Source organism: Legionella brunensis, assembly GCF_001467025.1.
GTDB classification, from domain to species: domain Bacteria; phylum Pseudomonadota; class Gammaproteobacteria; order Legionellales; family Legionellaceae; genus Tatlockia; species Tatlockia brunensis.
On sequence record NZ_LNXV01000029.1, the window covers coordinates 282,957 to 296,585 of the forward strand.

Consider the following 13,629-nt stretch of genomic DNA (forward strand, 5'->3'; position numbering starts at 1 on the left):
ATATTGTGGCTAAAGTTTGCAGCATTTATAACATTTTACCAGCGCTCATCAATACCACGGCTTCCTTTGTACTCTTCAATTCGGCGCTGGGTTGCTGGGGAAATGTCTTCTGGAAGATTTTGCAAATCAAACCATCTTGCATCTGAGATCTCTACAGAGGTCATTACTTCTTTGGCAAAATTTTCAATGAGATAAAAAACAATATAGTCATCTCGTTTTTCTTTAGAGCTATGGTAAACATTGAACAGTCTTGGCTCAGTCAAACATTTAATACCGACCTCTTCAAAAAGCTCTCGTTGTACCGCCTGCACTGGAGTTTCCCCTCTTTTAACCCCTCCACCTATGGTGTACCAACCTGAAATATAACTATGCTTAATTAAAAGAACTTTATCATCTTTGATAACTAATGCACGCGCCCCAACCGTTTTTAACGGAAGTAATGAAAGAAAAATACTTTTTATTTTCCATAAAAAATGGCGCATTAGCTAACTCCCTATTTCTAAATAAATCTAATTTTAAAATTACAGTTTGACTCAATGATTATTTACCAGTCTATTTTAGAATTGCCATTGGTCAAATTTTGAACTATTATAGAGTTATGGATAGTATTTGTTGCTCAGCTAACATTAAAATTTGGGAATCCTGATTTGTAGGCATGGTGTGCAATTTAAGCCTAAAATGTCTCAAGAGGTTTCCACCATTGTAGGAACAACTGAAACGCGCAGATACTATCTGCTTTATCCCCCATTAACAACCACATTTCTGTTGATTTTCCGTGAGCATATCTTGCCTGAACGGACTTAATTTTTGGATAAAAAATCCTACTACATTGCGGCCTATCCAATTTTCAGTACCATTAAAACGCTTTACGGAAGTTGCCTGCTGAGAGGTTCCGATAAGCACTTTGTCGACATAGCTGAAACAATCTTTTTCGCCAGGCTTCATTTTTGTCAAAATATACTTCATGGTGGCGTGAGTAACTTTTAACTGTTCATGTATAGCAAGCATCTCAACAATTTTTTCACCAGAAACAAAACGACGCTCATATTGCGTAACAGGACGCTGTAAATCAGTTTCCCCTGTCGAAAATTCAATAGTAAGCGGTGGTTTTTGTGTATCGATTATAATTTTGATAAAAGCATGATGCCCCAAATAACCTTCTAATGACGGACTTATGAATTGTGCTTGAAAAGTATTGATTTCATAAGCTACTTCCTCCTGCAAAAAATCAGTCAACACAGTCTGGTCGTTCTTAAAATAATCCTGTAACAGCTTTTGTTTAACTTTTTCCTTATGGATTGCGAAAGATTGAAGGTTTGTTTGTTGCAAATTATCAATGCACTCATGGATTCCATCCAAACAGTATTTAATTTGTCGAATCAATTCATCTTTAAATAATTTTTTAGGAATTCTAAAGCCAATGGCAGCGCCTACCACAATCCCAGTTGCCACACCTGTAGCAAAGGAAGATAGCGGGTTTGTTAAATTCCATATTCCGCGAGCTAATCCGGCAAACCCACCGATTAATCCGCTTGCTGTCCCTAGTAAAAATGCTAAAAGTGCAGCACCTAAGTTAATGAGATGATGAGAAATTTTAGTAGTCAGTGTTTCGGTTTGTGCTAGAGAGGTTAGATACTTGTATTCACGAAGAATTCTTTCATAACAATCCCTTTTATCGACGTATGATAACAAGTGACCGTCCATAATTATTTCCAAGCCCTCAATTAAGGCTTTCATTCCTTCTATAAATTTACTATTAAATTCATTGTTAATATCTTTTACTGCACTAACTGCCAGTAATAAATGATACTTAATTTCATTTTGGGGTAAATTCGCTATCTTCTGAGTACAAGCAAGAATAAAGTTATTGTATTCAATGGTTTTCATAGGCTGTAGGCTCAAACTTAACTACTCATTCAAAAGAATTATCATACCTTACTATATGCGCAATGATTAGAGAACAAGTCCATGCAATTGAAATACACCTTTTTCAAATTGATACCTAATAGCGTAATATTCTTGATTGTACTCTCCTTCCGATAAGGTTTGGGAGACCTTACTATTTTGGCTTACCTAGGGGCCGGGTAAAAGAGAGAATTAGTCCATATCATTAGCTAGTGTGTATTTGGTAAAACCGGTCTGTGTTCATAATTTCTTTGAAATTAAGCTCTGGTTCAGACGCTTCTTCAAGTTTTTCACGAATGAATCTAAAATTAGTGGCATCACCCATATCAAATATTTCTATTATTTTTTTAGCTGGGGAAGCCATTTTTGAGAGCTCCTCTTTTTTAATTAAATCCTTTATTTGTGACAAGTTATACAATATATTTTTGCTATCATTAGTATCCGTATTTTGAATAATAACTATCATATTTTGAATAATAGGATGTTTTTTTCTAACATTTGATAATTGCTCACTCTCAAGAAGTTTAAGCACCGCGGCGAGATTCTGTTCTCTTTCAACAACCTCAATTCGTTCTATGCGCATGGAGTATTTCATATTATTGGATTTGTCTTTGAGCAAGACCTCATCTGCACCCATTTTGGGATTCTGTTCTTTATAAGCAGAAGGGTTCAATAGTTTATTAATATCATCTTTTGAGAGCTTAAACTTATCTCTATGCTTCTCAATAATTTTCAGATCAGATTCTTTATTTTTTTCAATAACTCCGGTTTTTACAGCATTTTGAATAGTTGTTATAAAATCTTCTTGACTAATGGAGGCAGGAGATATTTCAATAATTTTATCAATTGTATTGAAGTAACTTTTCTCAATAGCAACTTTTTTTAAACTTGGTATGTAATTTGGGGCAGAAATGCATATAAAAGAAGTTTTCGCGAAAATTGGAAAATCAGAAAGTTGATTTATAACCAATTCAAAAATCTCACTACTTGGTTTGACCTGTAAAGTAAAATCTAATATTTTTCCTGTCTGAGGGCGTAAATTCCCATTGGCAGCATCATTAATAATGTGCTGATAAGCTTCAATATATTGTTTAACTTTCTCCGTATTCCCCTTTTCTATAGCATTATATAAGTGATGAATGTCTTTATTTTTAATAACTTTACTTTGTGAGCCATCTGATTTTATTTCATTTTTCTTATCTTTTTTAGCAGAAAGTAATCCTAAAACAGTAACAATTTCTCCAAGATCATCTATATATAACTGTGTTTCTGGTCCATATTTATTTTTATAGAATCTCATTAAATTTTTAAGTTGATGTTCAACCTGTTCTTTATTAAGTAATTTAGATTCGTAAAAGTTAGGGTCATATATTTTAAAGCCAAGAATTTTACTCGGATCATTTTTATCTCTTCTAACTTCTAGAGAAAACTGATGCCCTCCGTCCTCGCTGCCTACCCCTAAACCTATAACCCTAGCTTCCGGACAACTAGATAGCAATCTATCAATAAAGCTAATATCATTTATTTGTTCTTTCTCAAACTTTAAAAAATGCTTAGTCCGCATTTTTTTTTTATAATCTCTAAACACAGGCACATCAGCTAACGTGGATAACTTACTCTCTGTAGATCGGGAGGTAGTATTGATTCTTAATGCATAACTATGAAAGCGTTTTAAATGCTTTTTAGCATCCTCGATAGGTGTCTCCATAAGCTTTTTAAGGCCTTCAACATATGATTTATCTTCAAGTTTATCTTCCAAGATCCGGGTCGTACGGTCAAAAGTCAGGCCCATGCACAAACCTATTTTATTTAAACCATCTTTTTCAAAGAAGTTATAAAATTTACTTATTAGACTAACTTGAGCAAAAAATAAGTCTTTTTCTGTTTCCAAAATCGATGACTCATTATATTGCTCTGGCGTTAATACTTTTGCGATATTGTCATCAGAGACAATAAGTGCGCCCTGGAATTTAGCTGTTTTTGTATTTTGCAGTTTTGCCGAATCAATAAAACCATCGAAAATTTTGACATCGCTAAAGTCAGTTCTATCTAAGTTAATATTTTGGCAAGTATGTAAATTATATATCACACAACCTTTGAGTGATAAACCAGATAGATCAACATTTTTTAGATTATTGGGTAAATCAAACTGAATATTATGAATTATTCGTGAGTATCCATTTTTATCAAGCAATTCACCTAAGTTTAACGACTCACCTTTAAAATCATTAAGAAGAGATTGTAATTCCTTTTCGCTTATCGCTTTAAAAGATACTTGAGATTCAATAAGGGAATCTGTACTAGAAAAATCACCATTCATAACTGATTTATCAAGGTCGCTAATCATAGTGTGCCCGGTAAGTGATATTTATAAACATATTATAGGTATCAATTTGGGAGGACTTCAAACACGCATCTGTTGTTTTGAGAATATTACCCAATAATAGCCTCGACCATTGAGTATTTCCGAGAATTATTTCGAGCACATATCAGGCATCCAGGCTTATTTTTTGCTCAGTTATAGATTGTTGCCTACTATAGGTGTTTTTTGTTACATAACTATCATATTTTTATTCCTGAGCAAACCCGCAGTATAATTGCCTCGATTAGATCGCCATATGAATGGCACGATTTGTAATGAGCTGAGACACTAAGCTGACTGGAATCGTATGTACTTTAAAGACACTTCCACACGATCGGCATAGTTCAATCAAACATCGCTTTGCCCAACCTGAGTGAGCCTAGTTGAAAGGAGATCAATTCTCATGTTTGCCGAAAGTTCAAGGGAAAAAAGAAAATCTATGAATGAAGCCATCATTGAGATAAGTCAATTCAAATTCAAATCTGAGAAAACAAATATTTTTTGAGTATAATACAAATAATTATTTTTTAGGGTATTAAGCATCACATTAAAAAGCATTAAATATTTTCTAAAAATCAATAAAAAAACAGCAATTAAAACAATTTTTTTAAATAAAAAGCCAGACTAAATAGAATTTAATATCACAAAATCTAGGGTTTGGCAGATTAAAATCTGCCAAACCTTCATTTTTATTGCTTAAAAGCCTGCTTCAAAGCATAACTTGAAACGCCGTATGCTAACAAAGCCGCTTCATAATGCGAGGGTAATGCGCAGAAATCATGAAGAATGCCACCACACTCCATAAATTCTGCATGATTACCGCCGTCAACTAATTGCTGATAATATTTTTTGGCATCATCATGAATAGGATCACATTCTGCAGCAACAATTAATGCAGGCGGCAGATTTGAAAAATCCTTTTGAAATTGTGGGTTGGCAATTGGATCTTTTTCATCTTCAGGTTTTGACAGATATTGTTTTCTCATCCAATTTAATGTCGCAGTTTCAAGAAAATAACCGCTTTCGAAAGTTTTATCGGAAGGCATCTTATTATTTAAATCTACCCATGGGTAAAACAATAATTGGAAACAGATTTTTAAGTCTTTATTTTTTTTAGCTAGATGACAAATACTTGCTGCGATATTTCCACCAGCACTGTCCCCCCCCACTGCCAAGATACCATTACTACCAAATTCTCGAGCATTTTCTTGTACATAACGAGCGACGTTATAACAATCCATATGAGCAGTTGGAAATTTATGTTCTGGAGCACGGCGAAAATCAACAGCGACCACTAGGCAATGAGCCCCATCACATAATGATCTACATGCATAATCTAGAAAATCAAGTTCACCAAAAACAAACCCGCCACCATGACAATAGATTAAGGCAGGTAAATTCATAGCATCATGCTTTGGTTTATATAAACGAACCTTGATATCAGCTTCTTTCAAGTGAATGACCCTGTCTTCAACATGGACATCAATGGGCTTTAATTTTCCAGAGACAGGTGCAGTTAGCTTGTTAAATACCTGCCGTCCCTTTTCAGGCGATAATTCAAGAAGATTACTGCCATTTAAAGCAGTTTTTGCACGTTCATTTAAACAATGTATAAATTCTTTTGAATCAGGGTGAAGAGCATGCGATGTGTTCATGATAAACTCCTTCCTAGAAATTTATTAAGAATAGGCACTCACTAAACTAGGTATATCCAAAATAAAAATAGCAGAAAAAAATAAAGACGCAATTTCTTAAAGATCTCATCACCCTTAAAAAGCATAGTCTTAATGGCTTTGAAACCATACTGATATATTCATTTGCAATGATTCGATAATTATCAATTTGACTCAATTAAAACCAAAAGTTAAAATATATGTAACTCTTTTTCAGACTCGACTACGATGCCTATTCATACTAAAAAAATTAATCAACGATCATTAAGAAAGAAATCTATTAATGAAGATGTTACAGACTTACTATCAAATAATCTGCATACCTTTGTAGAAGAGTTTTTTATAAATGATCAGGAAAAGATCAAAGAGGTTCTATCACCAGAACGCCGCGCAGATGGACGTTACGTTACCAGTGAGGCTAATCTTAATAAATTTATCGACTTACGAATTTTTCGTGAAACGCAAATAAAGGGCTTTTTACGTTGGCTCACTTCTACCCCTCCCTTGTTAAGAGTATTTTTTACCTGGGTTTTTATAACGAAAATGAGAATGAAACTTGCCTATTTTGACCAGCAAGAAAACAACGACCCTGCAAAGATTTATAAACAAGGTCCTGAACATGCTATTAATAATGATAATTCAGAAACGTTCACTATCCACAATTTAGGACATGCTACTCAATTAATCCAAACCTCAGGCATGAATATTCTTACTGACCCCGTTTTTGGCGATTTAGCCCCCTTCGTGTATCCAGCAATGACACGCAGTTTAGGGCAAGATGTCAAAGCAGAAGAACTACCCTCTATTGATGTTATACTTATATCCCACAACCATCGAGATCACGTGGACACCACCTCGTTAAAGAAATTACTTGTCCACCAACCACAATTATTGGTGCCTGCTGGGGATGAGGAGTTTTTTCGATCATTAGGATTTACCAAGGTTCAGGCTTTTGAATGGCATGAACAAATCACCATTACCTCAAAAACTGATAAAAAAGTTACTTTTTGCAGTGTCCCTGCCGATCACCGTTCTGGACGTAATGGTCATGACTCCCATCACTCTTTAGTAACCGGATGGACTATAAGTCCTAAAGAAAGAAGAGAAATTCTTTACTTTGCTGGAGACACTGCAAGAATCAACAATGCCCGCATGACAGGATTAGCTCTTGATATTTATCATCTCTATCAGCATAAAAAAGGCTTAGAACCTTCAGAACTGCCTCGTCTGATTAATATGGAGCCTGGTGGACCCAATTATACTCGCAAAGATATGTCACCAACCCACCAATCTGCAGTCGATAGTGTGGTTAGCTCTTTTCGTCTGGCTTTGGCGTTGGAAGAAATAAGTTGTAAAGATAAAGGTATTGAAAATCAAATTTCTGCATCTGCATGGTTGGAATCAACTGCAACTATCTTTATGCACCAAAATAAATATGAGTTAGGTCCCGATCGTTTTAACGAAAATTATTTTATTTTTACGCGCCTTTGCAGTTATTTACAAATGTCAGATGAAACATTAGAAGTACACAAGCAAAAGCAAGAAAGTAAAAGCACATCCTGGAGTTTATTCCACCGCCGTAAAGATTTTATTATTTCCGGAGTAGAAGAATTAAAAGAAATGGCAAAAACTTTATGGCCAAACGAAACACCAGCGACTCAACGTCTTAAAATTATAGAGTTTATTACATCTCGTACCCATTTCCCTTTAATCCGAGAAAAACTAACCTCCGAGGATCCCTATAAATTTGCTCCGGGAGAAATTTCAACCATAGCTCCAGACACCTGGGATTCTGGGAAGCAAAAATTGAAAGGTGCAAAAGATCTAAGCTTAGACGAAAGTCCTACACTTATTTCTGCTCTATCTATGAAAAAATAGAGCTATATAAGCACACAAGGAAAATAATTTTGACGCTCCTCTCTTTGAGCACTTATCGCCCTCAACTTTGGATGGAGTGTCACTCCCTGTATTAAAATCCAGTGACATAGTAGCCCTAATGATTTATTTTGATCATTGTGCGATAATACGGAACATAATCTGCATTCCATAAACACATTAATAATGAAATATGCTGATTTAATCGACCCCGAGAATTTAACTTATTCTGAAAATATATTTAACCAAAATAGCGATGAGAAATTTACTATTCGCAGGTCCTTTTCTGATAATTCATATTTTATTAGTTTCCTCCCAAAGCCTTGGAAAAATAAACATCCTAAATCCCTAGCAACCAACTGGAAAGCTCGTCTGAGTATTCATCCTGAGGATTTGGATAAAGCCTGGGAAATCATTTATCCCATACTTTGTCAGAATGCCGCAACCTTTAAAGTTGCAAATCGCAATACTTTTAAAAAACTTATGGATGACAGGAAACAAAAATTAGATAGGCTACTTCGCCATTACAATCAGTTTTTAGCTGATTATGATGCTGATTGCCTGGATTATCACTCATTAAGAAATAAATATTATGAACTATCTAAAATAATCAATATTTATAATCCTAACCAATGGCGATTTGTTTCATTTGCCCAATATTACTATACAAAATTAGCCAATTTTTTTAGTTTTTATTTTTTAAGTAAAGACCAGTTATTTATCCATACCCGACAAAAGTATGAACAATTAATAGAGCAAAGAAAACAAAAGGTTGCCAATAGCTCAAGATTTTACGAAGGGATGCAGTTCACACTCTATATTTTGCAGGGTTTAGAAAAAAATTTACAACTCATGTTAAAAGAAATTGAGATTCTTTTACTCAGAGAAAATATTAGACCTGGCATAATTTATCCAACAGATAGACAAATTGGTATTTATAGCTCTATTCGTCACCCCGGAAAAACATACTATCATGATGCTATTAGTGTTGATAACTACAATCCTGATAACGCCAATGATCCCTTTGATTTTCTTGAAACTATTCCGACAGAAGAAATCATCCAAGAGAATGATTACCTGCAACAGCAAAGCAAGCAGACCACTCAATTCATTATTCATGCACTAACAATGAAGAAATTCATTTCTCCAACAGCATTAAAGGCAATGGCTAAACACAAAGAAGACGTTGTTGACTATATAAAAAACCTGCCTCTTGACGCCAGAAAAAAGTTAGTCACTGAAAGCTTGGATAAATCTACGAATCTGGGGGCTTTTTTTAGAGTGCAACGCGGTATTTTTAAACCACGACTAAGCCGAGGAACATTACAAGAAATAGAACGAGAAAGAAAGTTACTTGCCTGATTGGATCATGCAAGTAACTTAATCTTAAGAGTCAATGGATAAATCTCTCCATCGTCTCTGAGACAATGGAGAGATAGTAATATTAGAATTGCGGCTCAAGAGATGAAAGTGAGTTTGGACTCCCACCTTTTGAGACCACTGATTCGCCACCAAAAAGAGCATTTGGATTCCTTCCAGGACTTGCCTTGCTACTAGGATTTTCGACTTCCTCCATGTCTTTGCTTAACTGGGAAACATACACAGCCGCATTGTCTTCCTCATATTGGGCCATATAACCATTAGCTATAGTGCTAGGTAATCGTAAAGCAGTTCTCACATCCTCTTGTAAATAAAAACTGATTGCTTTATTAACCTCAAGTTTTTTAAGATTAAAAAAGCAAGGGCATGGCACGCCCCGGTTTATAACAAACATGAGTGAGGACAAATAGTTGATGATTTCAGTTTTTACTAAGCGATGCTTTTGATTTGCGTATTTTAAGCATAACTTTAAACCTAGCTCGACCGTTTGGTTTTTATCATCTACCCCCTTAAATCCTTTTGGTGGATTTTCCATTTTTTCTAAGGCATTAAGAGCGTTTTCAAGCGCGGTTATCCTATCCTTAGGATCTTCCTGATTAGACCACAATGCTGTATGAATGTTAGATCTAAGAGATCTAAGAGTAGCCATAAGCTCTTCCTCTTTACAGCTATAATTTTCTGAGATTCGCGTTTCAGTTTTCTTTGGTAGCTTTTGTTCATCATCAAATCTCAATTCAATTTCTTTTCCACCTGCAGATATCTTAATATTTGCACATAAAGGTGTTTTCTCCTTTCTAGCCATTGAAAGAGGTATTTCTATTCGAATATTTTCTGCACTTTCTTCTACCCACGTCTGAGCCGTCAAAATCTTGGCGTTATCTGTACTACCACTTGTCTGAGTAGAGAAGTGAGTGGTAACACGTACGCCCTGTTCACAGTGCACTACAAAATCTATTTTCTTAGGATAAGGGAGCAATAAATTTTTAGCGATACTAAAATAGGCAGCAGCTTCTAAATCAGCTGGTTTCGTGGATGATAATAGATCTATAACATTAAAAGAGGCAGGAAGGTGAGCAGGAGATGAATCAAACATATCAATCATTTCAAGGAAACTACTTTCAGAGTTATCAAGAATTAATCCAGACATTGAAACATTTTCCTGATGAAGAAACTTGCGCAACTCATTTCTTGCGTAATTTACTAATTCTTGCCCCCATCTACCATCATTGGGCGTGCCATCCGTTATCATAGATACATGCAATTCGTTTTTCCCTGACTGCTCCTTACCAAGGTTTCTCCAGAATTCCATTAGCTTATCTGTTGCACAAGAAGGATTTGTACTTCCTTCTAATACTATCTTTTCAAGAGGCTGAAAAATCTCTTTTTCGAAATCACATTTTTTAAGATCTATTCGATCTAAAATTATGTTAGCTTCAAAGTTCCATCCAATGATAGTTAAATAGTAATTCCGATTTGGATCGCTTAATTCCTTAAAGTTATTTTTTAGAAATTTCATAAAAACCAAAAATTTGTCATATTTGGAAAGCTTTAGCATGCTTCCTGTAATATCAAGCAAAATAACAGCATGCTGGTTAATTTTTTCAGCTTCTTTTTTTTCCTCTACACTCTCTTTTTTTGTTTCTAAAAATAAATTTTTAGGCAATTCGATAATTAATTTTTGACCTTTTGCCTCTACATAATCGTATTTTAATGCAGATCTTACGGCAACTTCTCTAAGTTCAGGGTGCTCTTTAAGACTTTTCTCAGAAAATTTGACATAGGTACTAGAAGGTAACGCAGTTTTCCCTTTAACTTCATTCTCTCCTTCTTTTTTGAATAAATGTCCGGGGAATTCTTTGAGATCATCATCCAATTTTTGTACAAAATCTTCTTTACTGAGAGAATAATTCAATAAATCTATTCGATTTGATTTCACCGCCGTATATAAAACAGTCAGGTAATTTAACATCAAGGGAAAATTTTCAATACAGTAATTATTTTTTATTAACCTCAAATTCTCACACACTATGTCTTGATTAGAGGGTAGAACTTGTTTAATTAAATTTTCCTCTAATCCCACCAAGATTGAATGAGGATTTACTTGAGGTACCTCGTTTTTATTAATGATCTGTTCTACAGCATTAAAAAATGCTTGTACGTATTGTAGAAGCACACGCTCATTTTTTCTTGCATTGATAACAGGCGTTAGTGTTTCAGTAGTTCGTTTTCCTCTCAAAATAATGGGGGAGATTCCATTGAATCTTATAGACATGGTTGACTTTTCGTCAGCAAATTTAGCGACGTTAATTTCAGCTTTTAGAGGAAATTCTTGTACCTGATTTTCTATGACCGGTATTGTAAGCACATGATGTTTGTTATGCTCAAGTGTTGTAAAGGTAGAACTATTGGTAGGCAAGTTAATTACAAAACCATCTTCTGCTTTTATTTCCAGAGTGACTACTGCTGGCGTTGTACTTAAACTATGAGCTAATACTCCTAAAACAGGCGTTTTTTCTAGATCGTAATCACGAACTGCGTGGTATCCTCCCACATTCTTAATTTGAGTTTGGTTGGCAATTTTAAGTGTCGCCTTAGAATCGCTTCCATTGGCATTGAAGTTAACTACATCAACTACCACACCTAGTCGACTTTGCTCCTTAATAAATTGTTCAACATCTTGCAGATTGGAGTTATTATCAATGTAAATCACTATATGTTTGCGTTGATCATATTTTTCTTGTTCTTGGCTAATTTTTTCAGCAAAAGCTTTTTCATCATAAAAAATCTGAGTTTTATCGGAAGTAGGATTTAATTTTTCCAGTAACTTCCGCGTATTTTCCCGCATAACTTGAGCATTTTTTTCTTCTTTAGGCTTAGTAAAATCTTTTATTAAGAAATACTGTTGTTGTTCTTTAGTGGTTGCTTTAGGCTCTACTTTAATCCCATATTCAAAAGTACTTCTTAGGGCAAGACTCTCTGAATCTTGAACCGTCCGGGCAATAACAAATGCACTTGCATTATTATTCTCACCGACTTTTATTGAGGTAACGGGAACTGGATCCGTATTGTTTACTACAACAGAATTAAAATCACTCAAAAAATATTCTTTAGACTCTTTGTCTACATTCTGGCTTAATACCTCACCAACCAGCTCTTTTGTGATTTCCTTTTTACGGCTTTCTTCCAAGTTCACTTCAATTTTTTTCAATTCTTCATCAGTATACATTTCTCGAAGATTCAACAAGATGTCAATTTCTTCTAAATAGCTTTTTTCAGCTGCATTAATACTAATTACACCCACTTTTTCAGCTTCTTCGCAATTATTAGGGTCATCATCCGCTAGTAGTGATTGCTGAAAAACATTGCCAGACTTAAATTTATTGGCATCTTTTCTGTTTTCTAACGTCTTGTGCATATGAGGGGTTTTACTTACCATGACTCCTTTAATATCGCCAGGGCAAATAATGGTATCTATGGGGGTTTTGCTAAGGTCAAAATTCCCATTAACATCAACGGCCTCTGGATATAAAGCAGCGAAATATTCTTTAATTCGTTCTTTGTCAGGATGGAAGGTTACAATTGAGACAAAACCTTGACGTTCCTTTATTCGCTGAAACAAGGCTCGAAGCTTGTCTGGATTACGTATGTTTTTTAATAAATACTCTTTATAGGCCGTTGGGTTTTGTTCTTTATTAGGTGTTGTTTCTTGAAATCTATATTCACTAAAATCATGTATTTGAGTAATTGTCTGATCAAAATCAATAAATAAAGCAATTTCACTAATATCTTCTTTAAGTTTTCGCGCTTTTTTTACACACTCTAGAAACCTGGCTAATCCATTTGTTTCCTCTAGGAATACTGAAAACAATTTAGAGTTTTTTTTTAATATCTCAGAGGTTTTGGGATCTTCTTTTTTGAGTTTCATATGATTTGCTCTCAACTTTAAAATGGTGCAAAATTATAACACAATGCCATAAATCATCCATAATTAATAAAAATAAATCTAATTGTAGAAACTATACTAGCTACATCTCGAAAAAATAATCTTACCCAGATTTAGTATTGCGATTAAAGCGCATTAATGTGTAGTTCACACGCAAGGCGGCCTCATCAATATATGAGAGTCGTACTCAAAATCACTATACTATTTGAAATAGATTATTTCTTGAGGTCTCCTAGAGCAAGAAAGAATATGCTTGCTTCGGTATGAGGCTTGAGAAGAGCTGGATGATGTTTTGCTAGGTATAGGCGGATACAATAATAAACACCGCCATAAACCCAGCCCTGCCAATAGTTCAGGGGACAAAAGGAGCGCAAATATAACAAGCTGCCCTAGCCCTAAAACTGAAGAGTGAATCAGTTGTTTATAGAGATTTCATATCTACTTCCTTTCCTGGAAGTTACCTTTCAAGCTCTAGAAATTGGCTTCCTCTT

7 protein-coding genes are annotated in these 13,629 nt (G+C 34.8%); 2 read left to right on the forward strand and 5 right to left on the reverse strand.

The genetic code is table 11. From position 1 onward, the window contains the following. Positions 1–35: 35 nt before the first annotated feature. The 4 genes from Lbru_RS10010 to Lbru_RS10025 form a co-directional block, all read right to left on the reverse strand. Entirely contained in the window at positions 36–482 is a 447-nt protein-coding gene (locus Lbru_RS10010; protein WP_058441993.1) for an NUDIX domain-containing protein, read from the reverse strand. Between the two features lie 265 nt (positions 483–747). Beyond that, entirely contained in the window at positions 748–1,887 is a 1,140-nt protein-coding gene (locus tag Lbru_RS10015) for a hypothetical protein (RefSeq protein ID WP_058441994.1), read from the reverse strand. A 223-nt stretch (positions 1,888–2,110) separates the two neighbouring features. Beyond that, complete coding sequence (locus tag Lbru_RS10020; RefSeq protein WP_058441995.1) at positions 2,111–4,252, reverse strand: hypothetical protein; 2,142 nt, start codon at positions 4,250–4,252, stop codon at positions 2,111–2,113. 704 nt (positions 4,253–4,956) lie between these two features. Further along, entirely contained in the window at positions 4,957–5,922 is a 966-nt protein-coding gene (locus Lbru_RS10025; protein ID WP_058441996.1) for an alpha/beta hydrolase, read from the reverse strand. A gap of 246 nt (positions 5,923–6,168) precedes the next feature. Between Lbru_RS10025 and Lbru_RS10030 the strand changes: the two genes are divergently transcribed. Further along, the gene (locus Lbru_RS10030) at positions 6,169–7,818 is read left to right on the forward strand and encodes an MBL fold metallo-hydrolase (protein WP_058441997.1); all 1,650 of its coding nucleotides are present in this window, start codon (positions 6,169–6,171) and stop codon (positions 7,816–7,818) included. A gap of 183 nt (positions 7,819–8,001) precedes the next feature. Next, positions 8,002–9,177 carry a hypothetical protein gene (locus Lbru_RS10035; protein WP_058441998.1) on the forward strand — a complete coding sequence of 392 codons (1,176 nt, stop codon included), beginning with the start codon at positions 8,002–8,004 and terminating at the stop codon, positions 9,175–9,177. Positions 9,178–9,259: 82 nt separating this feature from the next. On the opposite strand, the gene Lbru_RS10040 is transcribed toward Lbru_RS10035, so the two are convergent. Further along, complete coding sequence (locus Lbru_RS10040; RefSeq protein ID WP_058441999.1) at positions 9,260–13,120, reverse strand: vWA domain-containing protein; 3,861 nt, start codon at positions 13,118–13,120, stop codon at positions 9,260–9,262. Between the last annotated feature and the right edge of the window lie 509 nt (positions 13,121–13,629).